Here is a 23,157-nt window from a genome sequence, read left to right as displayed (position 1 = left end):
CGATATGAAAGCATTGAAAAATCTGAGCCTGATATTGCTGCTTGTACTGACATTCACAGGCTGCCATGATAAGAGTTCCAAACTTGCCGATTTCAACCGAGCGGTCTATACACCCGAATACGCTTCGGGGTTTGACATAAAAGGTGCAGACGGCAAAAAGAGCGTATTGGTTACCATCACGAACCCTTGGCAGGGAGCTGACAGCATTACCACATACCTGTTCATCGCCCGTGACGGAGAAAGCGTACCCGAAGATTTCACCGGTCAGGTGCTCGGAAAAGATGCCGAGCGCATCATCTGCATGTCCTCTACCCATATCGCCATGCTCGACGCAATCGGTGAAACGGGACGCGTAGTCGGCGTGTCAGGCATCGACTACATCTCCAATCCCGACATTCAGGCACGGCGGGACAGCGTTGGAGATGTAGGCTACGAAGGGAATATCAACTACGAATTGCTGCTCTCGCTCGACCCTGACCTCGTGCTGCTCTACGGCGTGAACGGGGCAAGCTCGATGGAGGGCAAGCTCAAAGAACTGGATATTCCGTTCATGTACGTCGGCGATTACCTCGAAGAATCGCCGCTGGGCAAAGCCGAATGGCTGTTGGCACTTTCGGAGATCATCGGAAAACGGGCGGAGGGCGAAAAAGTATTCGCGGAAATCCCCGTCAGATACAATGTCCTGAGAAAGAAAGTAGCGGACAATGTTCTCGATGCCCCGTCGGTGATGCTCAACACCCCTTACGGCGACAGCTGGTTCATGCCCTCGACCGAAAGCTATGTCGCCCGAATGGTCAAAGATGCCGGAGGCGATTACATCTACAAAAAGAACACGGGCAATGCCTCGGTGCCCATAGACCTGGAGGAAGCCTACCTGCTGGCCTCGCAAGCCGATATGTGGCTGCATGTGGGTATGGCGAACACGCTCGACGAGCTGCGAGCCGCCTGCCCGAAGTTCATCGACACCCGCTGTTTCCGTGGTGGACAGGTCTATAACAACAACGCCCGCACCAATGCTGCTGGCGGCAACGACTACTATGAGTCTGCAGTCGTAAATCCCGACCTCGTGCTGCGAGACCTCGTGAAGATATTCCACCCCGAACTGGTCGAGGAAGATTTCGTCTATTACAAGCAACTGAAATAGATGCGCTCCCGTTCCGTCCTATTGTTTACCGCACTGGCTGCCCTCACCCTTTTCCTGTTTTTGCTGGATTTGGCGGTGGGGGCTGTCGCCGTACCGCTCGGTGATGTTTGGGCGGCCCTGACGGGCGGCGATTGTCCGCGAGCGACGGCGAAAATCATACTGAATATCCGACTGATTAAGGCGGTGGTCGCGTTGCTGGCCGGAGCCGCCCTGTCGGTCAGCGGACTCCAGATGCAAACCCTCTTCCGCAATCCGCTTGCCGGCCCCTACGTGCTCGGCATCAGTTCGGGCGCGAGCCTCGGCGTGGCACTCGTCGTACTCGCCGGTGTCGGCTCGTCGATAGGCATCGCTGGGGCGGCATGGCTCGGAGCGGCAATCGTGCTGGTCGTCATCGCCGCCGTCGGACACCGCATCAAGGATATCATGGTAATTCTGATTCTCGGCATGATGTTCTCGTCGGGAATCGGTGCGATTGTCCAAATATTGCAGTATGTTGCCAACGATGAATCCTTGAAAATGTTCGTCGTCTGGACGATGGGGTCGCTCGGCGATGTGACCTTCAACCAGCTTGCAGTGCTTATCCCGTCGATTGCCACCGGACTGTTGTTGGCGGTGGTGACGATCAAGCCGCTCAACCTGTTGCTGTTCGGCGAGGAGTATGCCGTGACGATGGGGCTGAACGTTCGTCGCTCACGCGGACTGCTGTTCCTCTCCACGACGTTGCTGGCCGGCACTGTGACCGCCTTTTGCGGTCCGATAGGTTTCATCGGGCTGGCCATGCCCCACGTCACGCGGATGCTGTTCCGCAACAGTGACCATCGGGTGCTCGTGCCGGGAACCGTTCTTTCGGGTGCTTCCGTGCTGCTGCTTTGCGACCTTGTTTCCAAACTGTTCACCCTGCCGATCAACGCCATCACCGCATTGCTGGGAATCCCCATTGTGGTGTGGGTGGTCTTGCGCAACAAATCCGTTACAGCATGATAGAGTTACACGATTTTTCCATAGGCTACGGCGAGCGAACTTTGCTCTGCGAGGTGGAAGCCACCATAGAAAAAGGCAAACTGACAGCCCTTATCGGGCGCAACGGCACGGGCAAATCGACGCTGCTCCGCGCCATCGCCGGACTGAACCGCCGTTATGCCGGTCGAATCCTGCTCGACGGGCATAACGCCGCCGATATGCGGGTTGCAGAGAGGGCAAGAACACTGGCATTCGTCACGACCGAGCGCACACGCATCGCCAACCTCAAATGCGAGGACGTCGTGGCTATCGGCCGCGCACCCTATACCAATTGGATAGGAAGGATGCAGAAGGCCGACACGGAGATCGTTATGCGGTCGCTCGCCTCGGTAGGCATGGAGGACTATGCGGAACGCACGATGGACAGGATGTCGGACGGCGAGTGCCAGCGCATCATGATTGCACGGGCATTGGCGCAGGATACGCCGATTATCCTACTTGACGAACCCACCTCGTTTCTCGATATGCCCAACCGCTACGAATTGTGTACGCTACTGGCACGGCTGGCGCATGAAGAAAACAAGTGCATCCTTTTTTCCACTCACGAGCTGGATATCGCCCTGTCGCTCACCGATGCGATAGCCCTTATCGACCCGCCCTGCCTGTCGTGCCTGCCGACCGAAGAGATGCGCCGGAGCGGTTGCATCGAACGGCTGTTCCGTAATAATTCCGTGACGTTCGATACCGCGACAGGTATGGTAAAAGCCCGATAAATAATGATCCGCATATGAAAACGCAGCAGGAACTTTGCGATATACTCGGTTTCATCGCCGAATATGCGACCTATCAACTCGGTTCGGGTGTGCACACCTCTCGGGTAATACGCAATGCGCAACGGATCGGCGAGGCGCTGGGTGTGGACGTTCAGTTATCGAGTTTCCAAAAGAGTACGATACTGACGGTGCTCGACACCGTAAGCGGCGAGTCCGCAACCCGTGTTGTGGCAATCCCGTCGCTCCCCATCAGTTTCGAGCGTAACTCCGATCTGAGTGCCCTGAGCTGGGACGCATTGGACGAGGGCCTCTCGCTCGACGAGATCCGCAGCCGTTACCGGACGCTGGTTGACAAACCGCGCATGGACCCAATCTTCACGCTCGTGGTCGTCGGGCTGGCCAACGCCTCATTCTGCAAGCTCTTCGGCGGCGACTGGACGGCCGTGGGCATCGTCTTCACGGCGACACTCGTGGGCTTCGCCGTCAAACAGCGCATGCAGGCCCACGCTGTCAATCACTTCCTCGTCTTCGCCTGCTCGGCTTTCGTCGCCTCGCTCTGCGCCACGGCAGCCTTGCGGTTCGACTGCACGGCCGAGATAGCGCTGGCAACAAGTCCGCTCTTCCTCGTGCCGGGCGTGCCGCTCATCAACGGGGTCATCGACATCATGGAAGGACACGTCCTCATGGGGGGCAGCCGGCTGGTTAACGCTCTGCTGCAGATTGTCTGCATCGCCGTCGGTTTGTCGGCCACTTTGTTAATGGTTAAAGATTCGCTGCTATGATCGTGACGGATATTCTGCTCGACGGCCTCTTCGCCGCTGTCGCCGCCATCGGATTCGGGGCCATCTCCGACCCGCCGATGCGGGCCTTTCCACGCATCGCCCTGCTTGCCGCCATAGGCCACGCCTTGCGTTTCACGCTGATACACTGTGCCGCACTGGATATCGCCACCGCATCGCTTTTCGCGGCCTTTGCAATCGGCATGGGCAGCCTGTGGCTCGGCCGCGGCGTCCGCTGCCCGATGACCTGCCTCTACATTCCGGCTCTGCTGCCGATGGTGCCGGGCATCTACGCCTACAAGACGGTCTTCTCGCTCATCATGTTCCTCCAGTCGCTCGATCGGGCCGACGAGGGTATGCGCTACATGCAACAGTTCTTTCTCAATGCCACCGTATCGCTGAGTGTCATTGCGCTGCTTGCCGCCGGTGCCACGCTGCCGATATTCATCTTCAAACGCCGGGCTTTCTCGATGACCCGACGCACACGAAAAAATAGTTAGGTTATGGAAATCTTTTGGAACACGATCGCGGCCTACAATGCCGCAACCTGGCCTGCGCAGATCGGTTTCACGCTCGTGGCGGCCATGCTGCTTGTGCTACTCTACCTCCGTCCGACGCCCGCAGTACGGATCGCCATGAAACTCTTCATGGCGTTTCTCAACTTCTGGATCGCCGGAGTCTATTACATGATCTATTGCCGTCCGCGCGAATATCACGGCATGCTGGCGCTTTTCTGGGCCATAATGGGTGGAATATGGATCTATGAGCTGCTGGTGAAGCACGCCTCGCTCGAACGCACCGGCCAGCACAACGCATTCGCTATCCTGCTCCTTGTCATGCCGTTGATATATCCACTCTGCTCGCTGGCGCTGGGCCACGAATTCCCCATAATGACCTCGCCCGTCATGCCCTGTTCGGTGGCGGTCTTCACCATCGGACTGATGCTCGCCTTCTCGGAGCGGGTCAATATCGTGCTGGCGATGTTCCTCTGCCACTGGGCACTCATCGGTCTGTCGAAAGTCTACTTCTTCGGCATCCCCGAAGACTACCTGCTGGCGTGCAGCACCATACCTGCACTCTACATCTTCTTTCGGGAGTATGTCCGAAGCAACGCCGACCGGCCGATGAAACCCTCGGCCCATGTGCTCGATGCGTTGCTCATTACGCTGTGCCTGGTCATCGGCATCTTCTTTACTTTCACGTTATTGCACCAGCTTGACCTATTCACTCGAATCATCTGATTTATATGCGCATGCTCAAACAAATATTTTACCGTTGCAATGGACTCGAGCCGATAAACCGGCACATCACTCGATATAGCCTTTATAGTCCTTTTCCCGGACAACCGGTTCTGTTGACCGAGGAGATGCGTCGGAGCGACTGCATTGAACGGCTCTTCCGAAATAATTGCGTGACGTTCGATATCATAACAGGTTTCATTAAAGTAAAGCAATGAAAAAAGGATATGTAACAGAGAATTTCACGGCAAATATAAGCGTGGACGAATACATTTCACGCTTCCGAGACGAAAAACGTTTTGTCGAATTTTGCAAACAATGCCCCAACTACGGTAATAGTTGGGGATGTCCGCCGTTCGATTTCGATACCGGAGAATTTCTGCGCCAATACAAGTATGCCTATCTTATAGCTACCAAAATTGTTCCTATCGAAAAAGGCATCCCGATAGACAAATCACAAGAGTTAATCAGGCCTGAACGAATCAGGGTAGAAAAAGAACTGTTGAAACTGGAACTCAGATTCGGAGGTCGGGCATTCGCCTATGTCGGCAAGTGTTTATATTGTCACGGTGCGGAATGTGCCCGCAAGTGCAACCGTCCTTGTCTGCATCCGGACAAAGTACGTCCCTCGCTTGAAGCATTCGGGTTCGATATAGCACGTACTCTCTCGGAACTTTTCGGGATAGAACTGCTCTGGGGAAAGAATGGAATTCTACCGGAATATCTTGTACTCGTAAGCGGATTTTTCCATAATTCGACAAAAAATATTATCAGTCATACGAATCGTAATCAGAATTCAGTAAACCTATAATCTTATTACTCTCATTGATAATGTCATGACAGCTATTTACCAGAAAGTCCCTGCAATCCGAATTATGGATTGAGGGACTTGATAACAATGAATGTAAGAACTAAAAGAACAGCTCTACTTTCGTATGCCTGTTGGCTTCGACCGGCACATGGTCGGCTATGCCCCCCCTGCTTACCTTGACGATGCGTTCGATTGGTATGCCACGCTTTTCTAATTCTGCAACGATATGATCCGCTCTCAATGTGCTTAATGAACCATTAAGCACGGGAGTTCCAGTCGAACTGTCGGCCGCACCAGTTACTTTCACGGATAATCCGTATTTCTTGGCCACGCGAGCCAGTTCATCAAGGTTAAGCATTTGGGAAGCATCCGTCAGGTGCGCCGTGTTGAGATTGAAAAAGAAATAGACAGGCGACCCGATGCAATTTCCGGCTTGTATGAGTTCCGTCCTTTCAGAGACGATTATGCCCCGTTTTTCGGAATCATCTCCGTTGTTGCCATATACAATACTTGCAGAATCAAGTGGCGATATTCCATCCCAATGCCGGTTTTTCAATCTTGCCCGAAGTGAGTTCAATCCGCTGTAATTATTTCTGGGATAACCTTGACGGCGGTCGGTCTCATCGTCATTAACCAGATGACCGTACTTGTCAAGCAAGCCTTCTATTTCCAGAATTTTCTGCAATTCTGCGAGCGTCCGTCGGTTGCGGTCGTACCAGTCTTTATAACGCTTGTTTTCTCCGGACAAGACATTGGCATAATCCACGAGCCACTCATTCTGACGAATGTAAGATGTCGCATCAACCGCGCGTTTCCAACCGACCTTTCCGAGATGAAACGTGAAACCGGCGGTCAGCGATACCATGTGGTCGCCGAGGCGGTTCGGGCGTCCGTAACCATCGAAGTCCTGAAAGGTGGTCGTGCCGGAGAGTTCCAATATGGCACTTACTCGTTTGGATATCCGATATTCTCCCTGTACGCCATACGAAACGGCAAAGGGATTATTCCCGTTAGAGGCGTTGTGCAGCAGGCCGACACCGGCAAAGGGAGCAAGATTCCAGCGTACCTGTTCTTGCCGGGCATATCTGCGGCCAAGGACATTCCACAGCAGATCCGCATGGATATGGTGGTAGTCCTGATTGGACAATGTGCCATCTTTGAACTGCACACCGCTGTAATTGATACGTGCGCCGACGGACGGAGTGAACCATTTTCCGACTGCGAAGCTGTACGAGGGTTTCAAGCGTCCGAAGAGGTCTTCGCAGCCGAGAGGTGTGCCGAGAAAGGCGGACGTACCCCCGGCAATGCTGACAAACCAGTTGCCAGTCCGGGATGCCGGAAGTACCACTCCATCAAGATAGACGGGCTGTATCGGTTGCAGTTTCTCCGAGACATCATAGTACGGTGTATGTTGTACAGTATCCACCTGTATGGGTCGTACACTTGCCTGTGCCTGCAACGTGCAAAGCACGGCCAATATAAAAAAGATTTGTTTCGTCATATTCCAATGATATTATTCGTTATACTTTTTGATTTGTAGTAAGGCGTATGCCACTTACCGTTTAGGTTTCTTGCCAATGGCCGGACGCATCATGCGGCTCGCCATCCTCATGCAGCGGAGTGCCCATGCACGGTTGTCCTCGTCCTCGTCGCGCCCCCATTTCAGGTCGCTGCCGCCACCTCCGCCGCCACGAGTTTCGGCAAAAGTGGTGGCATCATCGACCATACCGAGAAACAGCATCGTCGCGCAGTGCATCACGTCCGTACCTTGTTCCGCTATGGACTGGACGAGCGAGCCGTCGAACAGTTGCCGTTCCGCCACGTCCATCTGTGCCGATACGTTCTTATACTCGCCGACCACATTTTCCAGCAGGACATCCTTGAGCAACGTGTCCACTTTGGAATGTACATCATGGGAGTATTTGTAGGCTTCCTCCTTGAGTTCCCCGGTACGTTCCTCAATGGCATACATGTTCTCTTTCAGCTCGGCAAGCTGCCGGTCAGCCGTCTGCAATTTCTCCTGCTTGTCTGCCAGTTGCCAGTTGATTCCAGCCAGTTCTTTTTCCAGACTTTTCACTTGTGCGGCTAATTGTTCCGCATCGCCCTTGTTCGCTTTCAAATCCTGTTCGGCTGCCGATAGCAGGACCTCTTTTTCGGCTTTCGACTTCTCAAGGTTATCGACCATTGTCGTAAGCCCCTTGACCCTGCGCTCTGCCAGACGGATGTCCGATTGGAGGTCAGCCAAAATTTTTTGATGACGGCTGATATTTTCCTCGATGGTCGTACATTCTTCCGATAGCATACGGCGGTATTCTTCGGTAGTCCTGTGCCGTGCGCCTGTTTCGGATATGCTTGTTCCTCTCGACATTCCCCACCTTGTATTGACTTCGGTGAAAAAGTCGGTATGAAGCTGTTTCATCCTTGCGCTGTATTCAAACTTGTCCTTACCGGCGAATATTTCCTTGTACGCAAAACGGCCGTCTTTGATTGGCAACAAAGTACAATGCACATGAGGGTTCAATTCGTCAAGGTGTACGATGAATGCGGCGATGTTCTGCTCGCCATATTTGCCACTCACGAATGAATAGACGTCTTTCGCCCAGCGTTCAATATCGCTCATTCTTTTGATACGGGTATTGTCCGCACCTTCATCAAAATCCACGTTCTGCGTGCCGAACGCGAGTTCGTGCATCCGCTTACGGGAACCGCCGAAAATGAAGTTCACCACCGTGCGGTACTTCGGTTCTGCCAGTCCTTCGTTGGGGTCTTTAATCCCGCGCCTGTTCAATATGTCCGCCATCCGTTCGGGAATGTTGCGGCTCGTGTCGATGGGACGTACCTTGCCTCCGGGTGCAATCTCGAAGTTCAGGTGTTTGCGTGTGGGGTCGTAATTCCCCTTATCCATAGCGTACTTTTCCGCCCTTTCACTGCGATCGCGCAAATGTTCGTTGCTCTGGGCTGCGGTGATGCCTTTCGACACCTTCACATCAAGTACCTGTTTTTGATCTGCCATACTCTTTTCGTGTTGTTTCGGACAATCCGCCCTGTCCCAGCTTGCTGCTTGAACGGACAGCCTTCCGACGGTCGATAGACGGTCGGGGTATTAGGCTCCCCCTTCCCTTTGTTTCGTGGCAGACGGGCAAGCCCGTGTGCCTCTTATAACCGGCAGGATAACCGTTAAGGGATGGAGGTGGATTGTTCGCGTTATACAATCTGTTTTCGACTCCCGGTTCAATCCACCATCGCCTGTGCCTTCGCCAGAAGCGATAAAAAGGGTTTGCAAAGCGATTTGAAGCGTTCTTTGTCCTCGTCCATGTCGAAGTCCGTCACTGATGCCTCGGTGTCGAGAATCAGCCCGGCGAGGTCTTTGGCAGACTCGATGAAAGCAGCCCATTCTTCACCGAGGTCAAACCGGAAGAAATCCACAAGCGGCGAACTGTCATCGAATCTCGACTTGTGCAGGATTTTTTGCAGGGCGGCGTGGGCAATGCAGCACAAGGCTGTTTCACGATGTTCCGTGACCAAAGTGCCGGAATGTGCGGAGGTCGTGTTGGAATGGGTGTCCGAACAGAGTCCGGTGTCACGGTCGGCAGTTTCGGACATCGCCTGACTTACGAGTTGTCCACACGCTGTGCCGGTTTCGGCAGCGGTCGTTTTGCCGATTACCCAATCGGACAATACCTCACGGAGCTGTCCGGTAAAGTCCGGCTGCTCCTGTGCATTGCGGGGCTGTGCTGCCTGACCGGATTGTACGGTCATGGTAATGACCACGCTTTTGGGAAGCTGGATGCGGGTCAGCAAGCCGAATGCCTCCATTGCACTCAAAAAAGAACGGACAGTAGCCCTGTGCCAATGCCACTCCGATGCGAGGTCGGAAACGGTCAGGTGGCACTGGTTGGGTTGCAGCACGTAGTCCTTCTTTCTTAAAAACGGGGAGACGAAACCTACCAGTGATTTGTCCAACAGGTCACAGTACGCTTCGGTGCGTGTTTTGCGTTCATCCCCTTTCTCCTTGAGATATTCGAATACCTCCCTGTCTGCCAATATGGAAACAGGTATCTTTTGGTTATTTTTCATTTTCATTCGGTTTTAATGATTCATATTGTGCGGATATATCAGTGTTGCCGCTGTACGCTTCATGCGGCAGATTTGCGTGATGATTGTCGTGATAGGATTCTGACAACATTCCGGGATGCTTTGCCCATCCGGAAAGTGTGCCCGTATCCTTGCATTCGGACATGACCCGAACGGAGGGATAGAACAGGGCTGCCAGAAGAAGATAGGCAATGGTTATTGCCAAGGTGTACAGATGCGGCACAAAGCCGATGACCAGTGCGACCGACGCGAGTGTGACAAATGCACGGGGGCGGTCAAGCAACCTGCGTAACCAGTTGTCCGTCCGTCGGAACGAGAACATCGCGGCACAGACACCGGTAGAGAGTAGGATTCCAAACTCGCCCATGTGTCCACAGGCATATACATAATGGAAAAGAAGCAGGCATATCAGCCATACTTGCACATATAGTTTACGGGCGTTGCCGCTTCGTGCCATTGCCATGTAAAAGGTTGCCATGAACCGCTTGTTGTTCTTGTACAATGACATGGATACCCCGAAAGGTATCACGCAGAAAATGAGTAGCAGGATATTCAGTAACATAAGTAATAGGGCTTTTCGGGTATGGGAGCGGGACACACAATGAGTTCCAATTGGATAATGCCGTATGTTGCCAGCCGGATAAGGGTTTCGGCATCCTTGGGCGAAAAGTACATGGCCGCTTTCTTGATGCGCTGCTTGAATGTACTGTCTTGCTTTCGGTAGATGGCCAAAGCCTTGTCCAGTTCGTGTTCGGGAATAGTCCATGTCATACCCTCGGCGTGTATGCCGTTCGTCTTGAAGGCACGCAGTACCAATGTACGGGAAACGAGGTAGTCGGTGCGGTCGGTTCTTGAGATGATATGCTCCTTGTAGAGATTGTCATCGGCAACCTCTATCCACGTCCGGTAGGTGTTGATGCAATAGACCATCTGTCGGTATAAAGTTTCTCTCATATGAAATTCATCAGCACGTCGGACTTGTCTTTCTTGTATTTCAGGAACCCGCTTTTGGAGTGAAGTTCCAAATCGAGGCATAGGTCCCCGTACATCTGCTCCAAAGAATCATAGATGGTAACAAGGATGCTGTTTACATTGCCCTCGGCATCCGTCTTGGCGTTCATCTTGAACATCTGTCCGAAAGCGGGATTGGAGTATGCACAAGTGCTATGACCGAATTTTTCCGTCCGCATCGGGATATGGTGGTAAAGCGTGATCAACTCCATGTCGTCCTCAAACATATCCATTACTTCGTCCAGTTCGTAAGGGGTGCGCAACGGAAACGTAAGCAGCACATAGTCGCCGTAGAACTGCGGTTCTTCCATCGTCGTCACATCGAGCAACTGCGGAAGTTGCAGGGGGACGAATGCCATGAAGTCATTATAAAAATGTCGTAACATATTCATATATTTTTCTGTTGTTATATTTTACAGCGTGTGTATGAATGCTTCCATCAGCATTCCGGGCAGCTCGTCCAAGCGGTTGTCTCCGGGGTGCAGCATCCTGCCCAACTCCCTGAAAGCGTCGGGTGTCTGCGAGGCAAGCATATCGAGTTGCTCTCTTTCTTCGGCTGAAAGCAACGCCAGGCAGAAACCGTCCAACGACGAATAAGGCTGGAGAAGCATCCAGATGTAAGCTTGTGCCTGTGCCGGTGTCTTGACTTTTTTATTGCAGATGTCGTCGATACAGGTTCGGACATTCTGAATCAGCCTGCGGTTGGTGCGCATGGCCAAATAAATCATGGCATTGCGATAGGTGATGTCGTTCCGTTCGGCGGCAAGGAATACCTGTGCGCAGCATCGTTCCGTGTCATGCGTGATGTCGGAAAGATTCTCGCCGTCGAAATCAGGCAGACGTGAAAGGAATGCCCGGTACACAGCATCCTCCTTTTCGATAAAGGTCGTCAGGTCTGCCATACAATGAATACCGTAATCAATCGTTTCAGCAAGGGTAGTTCGATAAGTGGCAAGAATGTGTTGTCGGTTTCTCTGACTGACGGGCTGGTTATCCAATGAGGCAAAGAACGGCCGGATTGTTTCAGCCGCACGGTGCAACTCTTTGTCTTCAAGATGCGGCGAGATTTGTTCTTTTACCCACAGTATATCCTTATAAGTGCGTGTCTGAGACAGCACCATCCGTGAAAATTCCATGCGGATGGAATCATGTACCTGTTCACACTCTTCTCTTACAGTGGAATGAAGTCGGCCAAGCGTATCACATTCGAGATACAGGAATACGGAATCCCTCAATGTTTGCCATTGCTTGAGGTGTCCGGTCAATTCTTTAATGGAGAGTTTTTTCTGCCTGCGTATGTCGGACAGGTATTCCCTGTATGTTCCGGCAGGATCATTCTTGGCTTTCGCCAATCGTTTGCCATTGCCGTTGTCGCATGACGCGCATAGGAATATGGCAATCGAAACGGCAATTATTTTGGCAAAGATTATCGGCTGTTTTAAGTTCGATTTTGATGTTTTCATACTATATTGTTTCGTACTATTTAGTGCAAAACTATATATTATTTTTGATACTTCGTATCCAGAAAACCGTATTTTGTGCATTTTTTAATATCGTACTTAATGATATGATTACCAATGAAAACAAGTGAAGATAAAAACATGAAAAAATGTACGATTTTCGTTTTTTAATATAGTATGATTCATATACTCGAATAAAACTTGTATATTTGCACTTGTTATCATGAATATTGTATATTGATATGGCAAAAGTCGGTTATATATTCGAGGCGAATTCCTACGATGCGTTTGATGCGGATAAGGAATGGATGCGCCAGTACGGGTGTGTACAAGTGGTTGAAGAATCGGTCGGACACGAGACGCTCAGACCGAGATGGAAACAACTGATGTCGAATCTTGAAAGAGGCGACGAATTGGTGGTGTCAAAATTCAGCAATGCCGTGCGTGGTTTACGGGAACTATCGGCATTGATCGAGCTATGCCGCATCAAGGTCGTGCGTATTATCTCCATTCACGATAAAATTGACACCGGCAACAAATTGTTTCCGGACACGACACTGGCGGAAGTATTGGCCATGTTCGGGGCATTACCGGAGGAAGTGGCTGTTTTGCGGAAGTCGTCGGATAAGATTATACGCCTGCAGCAGAGTATCAGTATTCCGATTACCAAAAAAAGTATGAGTAAAACTGAACGGGACAAAAAAATCGTGGATATGTATAACAATGGGTATTCAATCCGTGATATTTGGAAAGAGAGCGGTGTCCGGAGTAAAAGCACCGTGTACAGCATTCTCAATAAATACAAGGTTCAGCTTAACCGGACACCGGGACGCGTGCCGGGCATCCGGAAATAGAACTTATAAATCAAATATGGATATTGAAAATCAGTAGTTTACTTGCGTAATTCATTATTTTTTCGTATCTTTAAGTTGAATATAACTATAAAAAATAAGACCTATGGGAGATATTATAATTTTATTGCTGGTGTTTTTGGTAGTGGGCAGGCTCTTGAGGGGCGTCTTCGGCGGATTCAGTAAAAGCAGCTTTCGGGATGACAAATAAGTTTGGATTGTTATAACAGGCGGATATTTGTTAATTTTGCACCGTATTCATTAAAATCAAGAACAATATGACAAAAGCGGAAATTGTCGCTCAGATCTCACGGCAGAGCGGAATAGAGAAAACGGTTGTGATGACTGTGGTGGAATCATTCATGGAAAATGTAAAAGAGTCGATGGTTGCGGGAAACGAGGTGTTCTTGCGTGGGTTCGGCAGCTTTATCATCAAACGGAGAGCTGAAAAGATGGCCCGGAACATTTCGAAGAATACGACAATTAAAATTCCCGCTCACAATATCCCTGCATTCAAACCTGCCAAAGCATTTCTGAATGCGGTAAAAGAGAACAAGTAGAGTATAAAATACAGATGGTGCAACAACACTGTAATGAGTAAAACAAAAGCGACCCGAAGGCCGCTTTTGTCGTGATAAGGCAAGGATTATTTCTTGCCTTTTTTCGCTGGTTTGGCCGGCTTTTCAGGAGTTTCCTCCTTCTCGACGGGCGGATAGAACTTGACGGCGACCATCACGATACGGTTGTGTTTCACGCCGCTTTGGTCGCTCCATTCTTCGGGCTTGAAATACCCCTCGACGGTCAGCATCGTACCCTTGGTCAGTTGGTCGAACGACCCGGTGTTCTCGTTTTTACGCCACGCCTCAAAATTCATAAAGGCGGAAACGCGTTTGGATTCCTCGCCATTATTCTCCAGTCGGCTTACTGCCAGAGGGAAACGTGCTACACTTGCGTTGGTGAACTGACGGATTTCTGCATCCTTTCCTACGAAACCGGTTACTACGAAATTGTTTTCAATCTTTTTCATAATGAATTGTTTTTAGAAGTTATTAAATCAATTTTACGCTGCCTCAAAAAGTAGGTGCAGTTAAGGGGATGCACCAAGGCCGGACGCATCAATACTCTTTATTTTTGTCCGTAGGCAAAACCGGAAGGCTCGATAAAGGAAGATTGTACGGCTGTGCCATTGGTCAAGACTTCCAAAGTCGTTCCCGTCTGCATACTATCTTTGCATCGGAAAATGATGATGACTTCGACGGAAAACTATTCTGAAAATGAGCGGGAAACCGTAGTTGCAGGGGAAGTGAAAGTGCAATCCATCCACCGGCACAATGGTGCGCGTTTCGGCTGTAAGTCCGCAGAATCGGCAGGGATTTTCGTGTAATTCGGTCGGACTGAATTGAGGTGGCTACAAACAGAACACTGAACTGACAACAGGTTGCGGTACCGCAGAAGGGAATATCAACGAAGTGGCGACAAAAGGCGGAACGGGGTATCGGGGTGCTGCCATGTTCCCGTCCGGCAGAAAGAAAAGGGGACAAAAGGGAAAAAGGAAAGAACCCGGCTTATCGGAAAAAGCGGACGGCAGCTTTTCACGAATGGCTGGTTTTTACAAAAGGATATGGCGCAGCCAAAAGAGAGAGATAAATGTAAAAAAGGGAATGCGGCATGGCAGGAATGGAAGATTATCCCGTTCCTGCCTGTATCATCAAAATTCTGCCATGATTACCCGATGCTCGAAAATCTTTTTTTGATTACTGGGACGTCTTTGGCAAACCCATAGATGATGCTTGCCATAGCCGAAGACGAAATAATCATCAAGGCGTGTTTTTTCTTGTAGGCGTTCCATGCCGGTACGCAGTTCCGCTTCATCGGTGGAGAAAAGAATCGTGTTGATGATACGGAAGTAGAGTTCTGTTACCTCGTCACAATAAGGACAAAAGCTATGCTCAATCGTTGCTTTCATGTTTCTTTGATTTTAATTATACTTCTACTATGTCTTCTATTCGACCATACAGGACAGAGCGCAACGCTGTTTTGTCAATGGCGTAATACTCGGCGATATGTCCGTGCTGTTTTACGAAATATCGTTTGAGAACATCGGAGAAATCAAAGAAGTAGCCCATCAATGCGATACCTCTTTTGAAATGGATGCACTCTTTCACGTTTCGGGTAATCCAGTTCTTGTCTTCACGGCTCAACTTGTCTCCGTTATCAAGTTGTTCCCGTAATTGGTAAACCCTGCTGTCTTTCAGCTTCTCTAATTCGGGTACGTCCCATTGGACGAATTTCATTGCTACCTGTTGCATCGCTCTTGTATTTAATCGTAAATAATCACTTCATCACGGTACTCGACCACCTCCTTGCCACTGTTCAGACGTACCACTATTTTATTGCCGAAGTCGCCGACAACTGTTCCCTCGGTATAGCCTTTATAGGGGGTAAGCAGGGTGCAGTGCGCACCGATAATTTCGCTATCTTCTTCGTATTCGTACATAGTCATGTCATTTTACAGTCATAACCTGATATGCCATTTGCCTTGTGAGTATGTCCGAAAGCTAACATATTCGCATCCCATTTCATATGTCAGAACTCGAATATAGATACTATCTTTAGTCTCTAAAGATGCTACCAATTCGTCTATCAATTCCTCTGGATAAGCCCAACGAGAAGAAAACTCGCCCTCCAAAGCGTCATCAGCACGTTCAAGATAACAGTCACCAAAATTGTCGTTCAAGAAAACCTCTATTTTATCAAGGTCTTGTTCATTCTCTGTAGTTGCGAAGAAAAGGTTTGTTGCGTAATTTGCCATAATCCTAAGTTTTAAGTTTTTTATTTTTCCCTCTTTTAGCATTTCAGCTACTTTCGGGCTTGATTGAAAATTATGTCGCCTCAAAAGGTGTTATGGCTCTTTATGCAGGGTTTCACGACCAAATACGACCTCTGCAAAGCGGAGCGTGGAGATTTTGTCGGGAACCGTCAGGCTGTGACCTTGAATACAAGAAAGCCATGACAAGTACCTTTGCGACACAATTCTCATCAGGCAGCCTGAAAGTCGATATGCAAGAATGTGGGAGTACACCTGCAATGGGTAATCTGTAAATGGGACTATGGAATAAAAGGGGATTGCAGCGAAAAGAGAAAATATCGGTGTGACTATCTTCTCTTTTGACTGCAAATATAAAAGTATGGGGAGGTCGTTTGGGAAAGGTTTAGTTTAGTCTATTAGCCTATATATATGCTAAACTAAAGTAAACTAAATATAGGCAGATATATTGGGCTGCCTGTATATGTGTTTCGAGGGAAATAGCTACCTTTGCAAAAAACAATGTTCCTTGAAAAAAAGATTAGCTCCTTTTTTCTTTTGGCTGCGATTTTTCGCTAATGAATACAGAAACAATAACTCTTCGCGAAAGAATGAAAATCGAGCAAAAAGGTTTGGAAAAATGCTCAAAGTACGAACAAGTGAAGAGAAAGAAAGGTAGTGCAAACAAAAAAACAGGAAAATGCGATAATTTGTGTTTCTGTTCCTAATTTGTTCCTTAATAAAAACATGTCGGAATATAAATCATTGGTTTACAAAATATTACAGTGTGGACTTTTGAGATATAACTAAATTTACCAGATGTGTAGTATTTAGAAGTCTTTTAGTAGCCATAGTTGCAATGCCAATTCCCCTTTTTCTCCATTTTTACCTTTCAGACCAAATTGATAAAAAACTACTAATTGTAATTATGACTATCTTATGTGCTGTGTTATCAAGTTTTTATATTGGACTTGACCGACATGAAAAAGATGTCGTCTTGCAGAAAATAAAGTACTTGTCGCATAAATTTAGAAGTAGATAACCAAACTGAAGACTGGAATAATTAAGATTTTTAAAAGAAATGGAGAATATAAGTATAGTTCCATTTGAGGAGTGTACGGGTTGTAATGCTTGTTTACAAATATGTTCCAAGCATTGCATTCAACATGAAAGAAAGGCCGGTTTTTGGTATCCTAAAGTTAATGAAGATGTTTGTATCGGTTGTGGTAAATGTATGAAGGTATGTCCGGTAATCAAACCTTTACCACAAAGAGTTCCTTTGGAATGTTTTGCTGGATACAATAAGAATGAAGATACGCGTTTAAAGAGTTCTTCAGGTGGAGTTTTTATGGTGTTGGCAGAATATGTTCTTAATCATGATGGTATTGTGTTTGGAGCTGTGTTTGATGAAAGTTGGAATGTGAAGCATGTTTATTCAATGACAGCAGAGGGAGTAAGGCCAATGTTGGGTAGTAAGTATCTTCAGAGTGACACTATAAATACTTTTATTCAATGCAAAAGTTTTTTGAAATCTAATAAATTGGTGCTATATTCCGGAACTCCTTGTCAAATTGAGGGATTACATAAGTTTTTAGGAAAGAACTATGACAATTTGTTGACAATGGATTTTATCTGTCACGGAGTGCCCAGTCCAGGTATATGGCAACAATATCTTAAAGAGACATTTGGATATGATGCCGCCGTAAAGGCGGCCGATGGGAAAAATACCGTTTTGAATTCATCTCTAAACACAACGTCCCCTATTGGGGACATTAGGTTTAGAGATAAAACTGATGGATGGGAAAAATACCGTTTTGTTGTCAGTAAAGAGTCCGCCTTTAAGGCGGACAAAAATTCCGTTTTGTTGTCAGATACATATAGTAATAATCCTTATATGAGAGGATTTTTGAATGATTTGTATTTACGAGAGTCATGTTATCATTGTCCAGCAAGATGTTTCTCTTCTCAAAGTGATATAACCATTGGAGATTTTTGGGGTGTTCACAAATTGAATATGGATGACATGAACGATCAAAAAGGATTGAGTGTGATTACATTAAATTCAGAGAAAGGAAAGGGCGTTTTCAATAAAGTTATTCAGAATTTTGTCCTACGTGAGTTGACTTTAGGGCAAGTTGTCGAGAGTAATTCCAATTTGGTGCATATAGCTAAAAAAGACATAGAAAAAGTCGAGAAATTCAATGAAAATGTAAAAACAATGACTTTGATAGATGCGATAGACAAAACTCTTCATGTTAGTTTAACAAAGAGAATAATACTAAAAATCAAATATAAATTAGGTTTTGTCAATGAATAGGATTATAGGATTACAAACACCGCATTATGCACCTAATTATGGTGCTAAGCTGCAAGCTTTTGCGGTAGCAGAAACCTTACGACACCTCGGTTTTGATATAGAATACATAAATCGTCGTCCCATAAAAGCAAGTATGTATGATAAGTTTATAAATAGATGGTTGGCTGGTATTGAAGAAAAAAGATTGGAGCAACTTATTCAATTTGAAAACAAATGGTTACAGCCTCAAACAAAGCCGATATTCAATAATGATGACTTTAAGGAACTTGATATAGATAAGTATTATGCTATTGTTGTGGGTAGTGACCAAATGTGGCGAGATGATTATTTCCATGCTGGTTTTGAACTGTCACCTTATTTATTTTATGTAAATAACCCTCAAATACTAAGGGTTGCTTATGCGGTATCATTTGGAAAGAATACTTGTGAGCATCCAGAAAGTAGAAGACGTGAGATTGAAAATCTAATACGTAAATTTAAAGTGGTTTCAGTGCGAGAAAAGTCTGGTATTGATATATTAAAAGAGAAATTTCATACAGAGGGAATATGGGTTTGTGACCCTACGTTGTTCCATAAAGCTGAAAAATATATCCAAAAGTTTAAACTTGATAAATCAATGAAAAAGGATCAAGTAATAACATCTTATATACTTGATCAATCAACTTGTTTCTTTGAAAAAAGTAAACAAATAGCTCAAAGATTGGGTTTACCGCTTTTTCCTTTGGTTGAAGAGAGAGCGATAGAGTTATTATATAAAAGGTACTTTAATCGTATACCTCGATTCTCAAAACTTCCTTCTGTTATTGACTGGCTAAATCAAATACGTAATTCAGAGTATATTGTTACCGATTCATATCATGGTCTTTTATTTTCGATTATTTTTAAGAAACAATTTGTAATTTATGATAGAGTAGCGGGAGGTTCTGAGAGATATAAGTCTATATTGGAATACCTTGGGTTAAGCGACCGTTTATTTCATAAGGAAGATAATATAGATGTCGTAGTCAATAAATTGAAAGAAAAAATAGATTACATATCTGTAGAGCAAAAGTTGGAAACTTTTAGAAGTTTATCTTTAGATTATCTCCGTTCTGCTTTATCTTAAACTGAAAAATATGCAGAAAGTAGCATTTTATCTTAATAACTCTTCTTTATCAGGAAGAGATTATACTTCTATCCTGGATGGAAATCCAGGAGTTGGCGGTTCTGAATATGAATTTATGCTTGTTCCGTTCCTTTTGCAGGATAGGAAAAACAATATTATTCCATATCTTATAACAAATTGTGAAGCAATTTTTCCTCATAAGAATACAGTTTTGATTAAGAACCTTTATGAGTGTTGTGATTATTGTGTTCACAATGGTATTGATGAAGTTGTAGTTGACATTAAGCATTTTGACAAAAATGTTTTAGACATATTTGCAGGTAAGTTGAACATTATTATATGGGCACATAACAATGTTCCATATTCACGTCTTAAACTATTTTGGAAACTTGACTATATAAAGAAAATAGTCAATTGTGGTCGTGAGGAATTGGAACTTTATCGTGATCATATTACTACATTGAAGTCAACATATATTTATAATATATTCCCATTTAAAAACAAGCAATATTATTCATCCCGAATTGATTGTGGAAACAATCATAATGTCGTATATATGGGAAGCCTTGTTGAAACAAAAGGCTTCCATGTGTTGGCAAAAGCTTGGAAAAATATTTTGCGGGTTGTTCCAGATGCACAGCTTTATGTTATTGGAAGTGGAAGATTATATAATCAAAAAGCAAAATTAGGAAAGTATGGCATAGCAGAGAAAAAATACGAAGACTTATTCATGCGTAATCTTTTGGATACAGATGGTAATATCTTAGAATCTGTTCATTTTTTAGGTCTTTTGGGTATTGAGAAATATGAAATCATGGGGAAATGTAAAGTTGCGGTTCCAAATCCAACAGGATTTTCAGAATGCTTACCTATAACATCTATAGAGATGCAATTGATGGGATGTAATATTGTAACAATAGAACATCCTGCGTACTTGGATACGGTTAAGAACAAAAAGTATCTTTACGAAAGAACTTCTATGTTGGCAGAATATGTGGCTTCCAGACTGACATCAGACCGGGATGATATAAATGAACTATATGATTTTGTATCCTCAAGGTTTGGAATAGAAAGCAATATTCAACGTTGGGAGCACTTAATTCTGAATATAAATGAACCATCTGTTGAAGTGATAAGTGAATTTGATTATCAGCATAAAAAAGTGAAAGATGCTTTGTTGAAATATAAGATTAATCACAGATGGAGCAATAATCTGCCATGTATTGAACAATGGTATTTATTGTTGCAGAAGATAAACGGTAAATTTCATCAGGTTTACGATTTGTTGATTAGACATTATTATAGTATATTCAAACGATAGGTTAAAATGCTTTACATTGTATTTTTATTTTTAATAATCAATACTTTTTTTGGAGCGGTTCCGATACCGAACAATGTTACAGTAATAATATTATTTATTTGTTGGGCAGTTGGACATAAAAAAACTTTTATATATAAGAAATCGTTTAATCTAATATTTATTGGACTTGTATGCTCTTCTATATCTTGCTGGTATTATAGAGGGCAAACACTACTGGAGTCATTTCAAGGACTGTTTTATTATTATGGCATTTTATTTTATTTCTTCTTAAAGTACAAGCATTTTAATTTAATTACTGTAGAAAAGGCATTGACAGTATTAATTTTTGCTTTTGATGTTTGCTATATTGTTCAGTTTCACTTGATTGATTATGGTATTAATTTTCTAAACATTCAAGATTGGATGCTTAATGATAAAGAAATAGAAGGAAACAGATTGCGCATTATGAGCTCGGGATTGTATAATCTTGGCATTTTCTTTGGACTCGTAAAGTTTAATAAAACAAAAAAAACACTTTATGCAATAATGATATTATTGGGTTTGTATGTGATGTTTCTTTCTGGTTTTAGGCAACTTTTGGCTTCAACAGCTATAGTTTTTGTATTTAATATATATAAAATGAGAATCAGATTTAAACCAAAGCAAATAGCTTTTATGGCTATCATTGGATTTGCTGTTTATTATATATATCAGTTGCCCGAGGTTCAAGCAAAGATAGAAGGAATGATTTACAGAAATGAGATTGGTGCGTCATTGAATAATAAAAGTTATGTACGTGTATTACAATTGAAATTTTATCTTAATGATTTTTTTCATGACCCTATCGAATGGTTTTTCGGTGGTGGATTGCCTTATTATAAATCTGCTTATGGTGCATGGGCAGATAGAAATTATCAGGTTGTTGATTGGGGGTTATTGGGACAATCTTGGGCTTTGGGAATCTTGACAGTAGTCGGTTTTTTAATGTTTTCAATAAAAGCCATTCGTTTAAAGGTTGCCAATGAATACATGTATATATCGTTATGGTATATATTTTTGTTGCTTTCATCTGTTACTAATTATGAATTTATGAGAAATGGAAATTTCTTAGTACATGGCATTGCTTTATATATAGTAGAACTTGCAGCAAAAGAATACAAAAATGAACGGAAGAATATTATTCTCAATAATCATCCCTCTTTATAATAAAGAGAAAACCGTCAAACGGACACTTCAATCAATATTGACTCAAAGTTATCGTGATTTTGAAGTGGTAGTGGTTGATGATGGTTCTAAAGATAAGAGTTATGAAGTAGTGAAATCCATCGCAGACAATCGTGTTAAGTTATTTTCAAAAACTAATGGAGGCGTATCTTCTGCTCGAAATTTTGGCCTTCAAAAGGCACAAGGAAAGTGGACAATGTTTTTTGATGCAGATGATGAAATGGAATCGATGGCCTTAGAGAATTTTTATAATGCGATAAAAAAATATACGAACATAAAAATTTTTGTTTCTAATTTTTATGTTGTGGATGACCAAATGCGAATAACGTCATACTCAAAGAAGAAAAAGCCTTACTTGATACAAAATCCAATAAAGGCAATATGGTATAGAGATATTTATATCCGACCGGGCAATACGATTTTTCATGCACATTTACTTGAATTGCAAGGTGGCTATGATGAAGATTTATCATATAATGAAGACTATGAATTCTCTTTGCGTATTTTGTCGTATAGAAAAGTGATGTATTTACCTTTCATTTCTATGCGATATATAAAAAATATTGATGGTGCCAGCAGTTTTGTACATCCGCTTATTAAAGATTTTATTAGTAAGGTAGATACATTGGCATTAGATTCTTTGTATAAGAAATTGATTGTTTTTGGATTGGTTAAGTTTGCTAAAAAACAGAGACCTCAAGAAGATGTAGTATTTTTGAACAGGTTGCTTCATTCTAATTTTTCTTCTTGGTTTTGGAACTGTTATTTATATAATTTAATTAAAAGGAAGATAAGGAGGTTCTTATGAATAGAATATCATGGTTAGATGATGCAAAATGTTTTGGTATTATATGCGTAATTTTGGGACATATTATTGGCTTCTTGAATGAAGATAGTGCATTGGGTTCTAAAATTGTTCAAGGAATAATAGTCTCGTTTAATATGCCTCTTTTCTTTATGTTGTCTGGATACACACTCAAAAAAAGGAAGTGGAAAAATGTTGCTTGCACCTTTGAATACTGTATAAAAATTACCATGCGACTTTTTCTTCCAGCATTGGTATGGGGAGTACTTTTATATATAGTTGGATTTGTATCTGATGTACTAAATACCTTTTGGTTTTTAAATATATTGTGGCGTTTATTGGTTTGTTATGCAGTGTCGTTGTGTTTAGGTCAATTGTTGTTCTCTAACTCGACACTGGCATTCTGGGGGGGGAAATCGTCTTTATTTTATTATGCCTTTTTTTAGGCAATAGAACCAGTGAGTTTTGTTGGTATTTT

27 protein-coding genes and 1 pseudogene are annotated in these 23,157 nt (G+C 44.9%); 16 read left to right on the top strand and 12 right to left on the bottom strand.

The genetic code is table 11. The features are described from left to right. Positions 1-4: 4 nt before the first annotated feature. From HPS53_RS01285 to HPS53_RS01255, 8 genes and pseudogenes are all read left to right on the top strand, one after another. Complete coding sequence (locus HPS53_RS01285) at positions 5-1,144, top strand: ABC transporter substrate-binding protein (RefSeq protein WP_016278622.1); 1,140 nt, start codon at positions 5-7, stop codon at positions 1,142-1,144. Next, positions 1,145-2,125 carry an iron ABC transporter permease gene (locus HPS53_RS01280; protein ID WP_008782459.1) on the top strand — a complete coding sequence of 327 codons (981 nt, stop codon included), beginning with the start codon at positions 1,145-1,147 and terminating at the stop codon, positions 2,123-2,125. Further along, positions 2,122-2,877, top strand: coding sequence for an ABC transporter ATP-binding protein (locus HPS53_RS01275; protein ID WP_008782458.1), 756 nt, complete (start codon positions 2,122-2,124; stop codon positions 2,875-2,877). The genes HPS53_RS01280 and HPS53_RS01275 overlap by 4 nt, the downstream gene beginning before the upstream one ends. 14 nt (positions 2,878-2,891) lie before the next feature. Further along, on the top strand, positions 2,892-3,659 hold the full coding sequence (locus HPS53_RS01270) for a threonine/serine exporter family protein (RefSeq protein WP_016278623.1): 768 nt from the start codon (positions 2,892-2,894) through the stop codon (positions 3,657-3,659). Beyond that, on the top strand, positions 3,656-4,156 hold the full coding sequence (locus tag HPS53_RS01265; RefSeq protein ID WP_008782454.1) for a threonine/serine exporter family protein: 501 nt from the start codon (positions 3,656-3,658) through the stop codon (positions 4,154-4,156). Before HPS53_RS01270 ends, HPS53_RS01265 begins: the two co-directional genes overlap by 4 nt. Before the next feature lie 3 nt (positions 4,157-4,159). Further along, the gene (locus HPS53_RS01260; RefSeq protein ID WP_016278624.1) at positions 4,160-4,897 is read left to right on the top strand and encodes a DUF6064 family protein; all 738 of its coding nucleotides are present in this window, start codon (positions 4,160-4,162) and stop codon (positions 4,895-4,897) included. 116 nt (positions 4,898-5,013) lie between these two features. Further along, a pseudogene (locus tag HPS53_RS12740) lies at positions 5,014-5,112 on the top strand (ABC transporter ATP-binding protein); the annotation flags it as partial. Next, on the top strand, positions 5,109-5,705 hold the full coding sequence (locus tag HPS53_RS01255; RefSeq protein WP_016278625.1) for a DUF2284 domain-containing protein: 597 nt from the start codon (positions 5,109-5,111) through the stop codon (positions 5,703-5,705). The pseudogene HPS53_RS12740 and the gene HPS53_RS01255, both read left to right, overlap by 4 nt. 100 nt (positions 5,706-5,805) lie before the next feature. Here the strand turns inward: HPS53_RS01255 and HPS53_RS01250 are convergent, their stop codons facing one another. The 7 genes from HPS53_RS01250 to HPS53_RS01220 all read right to left on the bottom strand — a co-directional run bounded on the left by HPS53_RS01250 (position 5,806) and on the right by HPS53_RS01220 (position 12,274). Continuing rightward, positions 5,806-7,206, bottom strand: a complete 1,401-nt coding sequence (locus HPS53_RS01250; RefSeq protein ID WP_016278626.1) for an OmpA family protein — start codon at positions 7,204-7,206, stop codon at positions 5,806-5,808. Between the two features lie 54 nt (positions 7,207-7,260). Then, complete coding sequence (gene mobV / locus HPS53_RS01245) at positions 7,261-8,718, bottom strand: MobV family relaxase (protein ID WP_016278627.1); 1,458 nt, start codon at positions 8,716-8,718, stop codon at positions 7,261-7,263. Between the two features lie 218 nt (positions 8,719-8,936). After that, positions 8,937-9,782, bottom strand: a complete 846-nt coding sequence (locus tag HPS53_RS01240; RefSeq protein ID WP_016278628.1) for a hypothetical protein — start codon at positions 9,780-9,782, stop codon at positions 8,937-8,939. Next, a complete protein-coding gene (locus tag HPS53_RS01235; protein ID WP_008669452.1) occupies positions 9,772-10,362 on the bottom strand; it encodes a hypothetical protein in 591 nt (196 codons plus the stop codon). The genes HPS53_RS01240 and HPS53_RS01235 overlap by 11 nt, the downstream gene beginning before the upstream one ends. After that, positions 10,353-10,754, bottom strand: a complete 402-nt coding sequence (locus HPS53_RS01230) for a hypothetical protein (protein ID WP_008669454.1) — start codon at positions 10,752-10,754, stop codon at positions 10,353-10,355. The genes HPS53_RS01235 and HPS53_RS01230 overlap by 10 nt, the downstream gene beginning before the upstream one ends. Next, a complete protein-coding gene (locus tag HPS53_RS01225; RefSeq protein ID WP_008669455.1) occupies positions 10,751-11,197 on the bottom strand; it encodes a hypothetical protein in 447 nt (148 codons plus the stop codon). Before HPS53_RS01225 ends, HPS53_RS01230 begins: the two co-directional genes overlap by 4 nt. Before the next feature lie 27 nt (positions 11,198-11,224). Beyond that, positions 11,225-12,274 (bottom strand): hypothetical protein, encoded by a 1,050-nt coding sequence (locus HPS53_RS01220; protein ID WP_032939452.1) that lies wholly within the window; start codon positions 12,272-12,274, stop codon positions 11,225-11,227. 239 nt (positions 12,275-12,513) lie between these two features. Between HPS53_RS01220 and HPS53_RS01215 the strand changes: the two genes are divergently transcribed. Together HPS53_RS01215 and HPS53_RS01210 are read left to right on the top strand one after the other, a co-directional pair. Continuing rightward, the gene (locus tag HPS53_RS01215) at positions 12,514-13,125 is read left to right on the top strand and encodes a recombinase family protein (RefSeq protein WP_008669457.1); all 612 of its coding nucleotides are present in this window, start codon (positions 12,514-12,516) and stop codon (positions 13,123-13,125) included. 263 nt (positions 13,126-13,388) lie between these two features. Further along, positions 13,389-13,682, top strand: a complete 294-nt coding sequence (locus tag HPS53_RS01210) for an HU family DNA-binding protein (RefSeq protein WP_257205083.1) — start codon at positions 13,389-13,391, stop codon at positions 13,680-13,682. An 86-nt stretch (positions 13,683-13,768) separates the two neighbouring features. Here the strand turns inward: HPS53_RS01210 and HPS53_RS01205 are convergent, their stop codons facing one another. The 5 genes from HPS53_RS01205 to HPS53_RS01185 all read right to left on the bottom strand — a co-directional run bounded on the left by HPS53_RS01205 (position 13,769) and on the right by HPS53_RS01185 (position 15,934). Further along, a complete protein-coding gene (locus HPS53_RS01205) occupies positions 13,769-14,149 on the bottom strand; it encodes a single-stranded DNA-binding protein (RefSeq protein ID WP_005680031.1) in 381 nt (126 codons plus the stop codon). A 681-nt stretch (positions 14,150-14,830) separates the two neighbouring features. Then, the gene (locus HPS53_RS01200) at positions 14,831-15,088 is read right to left on the bottom strand and encodes a hypothetical protein (protein WP_005680032.1); all 258 of its coding nucleotides are present in this window, start codon (positions 15,086-15,088) and stop codon (positions 14,831-14,833) included. 16 nt (positions 15,089-15,104) lie between these two features. Next, positions 15,105-15,431 carry a molybdenum ABC transporter ATP-binding protein gene (locus HPS53_RS01195; RefSeq protein ID WP_008669459.1) on the bottom strand — a complete coding sequence of 109 codons (327 nt, stop codon included), beginning with the start codon at positions 15,429-15,431 and terminating at the stop codon, positions 15,105-15,107. A gap of 11 nt (positions 15,432-15,442) precedes the next feature. Further along, on the bottom strand, positions 15,443-15,619 hold the full coding sequence (locus HPS53_RS01190; RefSeq protein ID WP_008669460.1) for a hypothetical protein: 177 nt from the start codon (positions 15,617-15,619) through the stop codon (positions 15,443-15,445). Between the two features lie 18 nt (positions 15,620-15,637). Beyond that, a complete protein-coding gene (locus HPS53_RS01185) occupies positions 15,638-15,934 on the bottom strand; it encodes a hypothetical protein (RefSeq protein WP_008669461.1) in 297 nt (98 codons plus the stop codon). A gap of 1,075 nt (positions 15,935-17,009) precedes the next feature. Between HPS53_RS01185 and HPS53_RS01180 the strand changes: the two genes are divergently transcribed. Genes HPS53_RS01180 through HPS53_RS01155 form a run of 6 tightly spaced genes read left to right on the top strand, consistent with a single transcriptional unit; the run spans position 17,010 to position 23,125 of the window. Next, the gene (locus tag HPS53_RS01180; RefSeq protein WP_172203975.1) at positions 17,010-18,245 is read left to right on the top strand and encodes a Coenzyme F420 hydrogenase/dehydrogenase, beta subunit C-terminal domain; all 1,236 of its coding nucleotides are present in this window, start codon (positions 17,010-17,012) and stop codon (positions 18,243-18,245) included. Next, positions 18,238-19,350: a polysaccharide pyruvyl transferase family protein gene (locus HPS53_RS01175; protein ID WP_172203973.1), complete on the top strand. Its 1,113-nt coding sequence runs from the start codon at positions 18,238-18,240 to the stop codon at positions 19,348-19,350. Before HPS53_RS01180 ends, HPS53_RS01175 begins: the two co-directional genes overlap by 8 nt. Before the next feature lie 10 nt (positions 19,351-19,360). After that, the gene (locus HPS53_RS01170; protein ID WP_172203971.1) at positions 19,361-20,671 is read left to right on the top strand and encodes a glycosyltransferase; all 1,311 of its coding nucleotides are present in this window, start codon (positions 19,361-19,363) and stop codon (positions 20,669-20,671) included. Positions 20,672-20,677: 6 nt separating this feature from the next. Next, positions 20,678-21,856: a hypothetical protein gene (locus tag HPS53_RS01165; RefSeq protein WP_172203969.1), complete on the top strand. Its 1,179-nt coding sequence runs from the start codon at positions 20,678-20,680 to the stop codon at positions 21,854-21,856. Further along, positions 21,813-22,682 carry a glycosyltransferase gene (locus tag HPS53_RS01160; RefSeq protein WP_172203967.1) on the top strand — a complete coding sequence of 290 codons (870 nt, stop codon included), beginning with the start codon at positions 21,813-21,815 and terminating at the stop codon, positions 22,680-22,682. Before HPS53_RS01165 ends, HPS53_RS01160 begins: the two co-directional genes overlap by 44 nt. After that, on the top strand, positions 22,679-23,125 hold the full coding sequence (locus tag HPS53_RS01155) for an acyltransferase family protein (protein ID WP_172203965.1): 447 nt from the start codon (positions 22,679-22,681) through the stop codon (positions 23,123-23,125). The genes HPS53_RS01160 and HPS53_RS01155 overlap by 4 nt, the downstream gene beginning before the upstream one ends. Positions 23,126-23,157: the final 32 nt, after the last annotated feature.

It is taken from the genome of Prevotella sp. PTAC (genome assembly GCF_013166535.1).
Lineage (GTDB): Bacteria > Bacteroidota > Bacteroidia > Bacteroidales > Bacteroidaceae > Prevotella.
Note: the sequence above shows the minus strand (reverse complement) of the source record. Positions and strands in the feature narration are given on the sequence as shown.

Coding starts and splice junctions, on each gene's coding strand:
- HPS53_RS01285 (WP_016278622.1), top strand. CDS start 5: ATGAAAGCATTGAAAAATCTGAGCCTGATATTGCTGCTTGTACTGACA.
- HPS53_RS01280 (WP_008782459.1), top strand. CDS start 1,145: ATGCGCTCCCGTTCCGTCCTATTGTTTACCGCACTGGCTGCCCTCACC.
- HPS53_RS01275 (WP_008782458.1), top strand. CDS start 2,122: ATGATAGAGTTACACGATTTTTCCATAGGCTACGGCGAGCGAACTTTG.
- HPS53_RS01270 (WP_016278623.1), top strand. CDS start 2,892: ATGAAAACGCAGCAGGAACTTTGCGATATACTCGGTTTCATCGCCGAA.
- HPS53_RS01265 (WP_008782454.1), top strand. CDS start 3,656: ATGATCGTGACGGATATTCTGCTCGACGGCCTCTTCGCCGCTGTCGCC.
- HPS53_RS01260 (WP_016278624.1), top strand. CDS start 4,160: ATGGAAATCTTTTGGAACACGATCGCGGCCTACAATGCCGCAACCTGG.
- HPS53_RS01255 (WP_016278625.1), top strand. CDS start 5,109: ATGAAAAAAGGATATGTAACAGAGAATTTCACGGCAAATATAAGCGTG.
- HPS53_RS01250 (WP_016278626.1), bottom strand. CDS start 7,206: ATGACGAAACAAATCTTTTTTATATTGGCCGTGCTTTGCACGTTGCAG.
- mobV (WP_016278627.1), bottom strand. CDS start 8,718: ATGGCAGATCAAAAACAGGTACTTGATGTGAAGGTGTCGAAAGGCATC.
- HPS53_RS01240 (WP_016278628.1), bottom strand. CDS start 9,782: ATGAAAAATAACCAAAAGATACCTGTTTCCATATTGGCAGACAGGGAG.
- HPS53_RS01235 (WP_008669452.1), bottom strand. CDS start 10,362: ATGTTACTGAATATCCTGCTACTCATTTTCTGCGTGATACCTTTCGGG.
- HPS53_RS01230 (WP_008669454.1), bottom strand. CDS start 10,754: ATGAGAGAAACTTTATACCGACAGATGGTCTATTGCATCAACACCTAC.
- HPS53_RS01225 (WP_008669455.1), bottom strand. CDS start 11,197: ATGTTACGACATTTTTATAATGACTTCATGGCATTCGTCCCCCTGCAA.
- HPS53_RS01220 (WP_032939452.1), bottom strand. CDS start 12,274: ATGAAAACATCAAAATCGAACTTAAAACAGCCGATAATCTTTGCCAAA.
- HPS53_RS01215 (WP_008669457.1), top strand. CDS start 12,514: ATGGCAAAAGTCGGTTATATATTCGAGGCGAATTCCTACGATGCGTTT.
- HPS53_RS01205 (WP_005680031.1), bottom strand. CDS start 14,149: ATGAAAAAGATTGAAAACAATTTCGTAGTAACCGGTTTCGTAGGAAAG.
- HPS53_RS01200 (WP_005680032.1), bottom strand. CDS start 15,088: ATGAAAGCAACGATTGAGCATAGCTTTTGTCCTTATTGTGACGAGGTA.
- HPS53_RS01195 (WP_008669459.1), bottom strand. CDS start 15,431: ATGCAACAGGTAGCAATGAAATTCGTCCAATGGGACGTACCCGAATTA.
- HPS53_RS01190 (WP_008669460.1), bottom strand. CDS start 15,619: ATGTACGAATACGAAGAAGATAGCGAAATTATCGGTGCGCACTGCACC.
- HPS53_RS01185 (WP_008669461.1), bottom strand. CDS start 15,934: ATGGCAAATTACGCAACAAACCTTTTCTTCGCAACTACAGAGAATGAA.
- HPS53_RS01180 (WP_172203975.1), top strand. CDS start 17,010: ATGGAGAATATAAGTATAGTTCCATTTGAGGAGTGTACGGGTTGTAAT.
- HPS53_RS01175 (WP_172203973.1), top strand. CDS start 18,238: ATGAATAGGATTATAGGATTACAAACACCGCATTATGCACCTAATTAT.
- HPS53_RS01170 (WP_172203971.1), top strand. CDS start 19,361: ATGCAGAAAGTAGCATTTTATCTTAATAACTCTTCTTTATCAGGAAGA.
- HPS53_RS01165 (WP_172203969.1), top strand. CDS start 20,678: ATGCTTTACATTGTATTTTTATTTTTAATAATCAATACTTTTTTTGGA.
- HPS53_RS01160 (WP_172203967.1), top strand. CDS start 21,813: ATGAACGGAAGAATATTATTCTCAATAATCATCCCTCTTTATAATAAA.
- HPS53_RS01155 (WP_172203965.1), top strand. CDS start 22,679: ATGAATAGAATATCATGGTTAGATGATGCAAAATGTTTTGGTATTATA.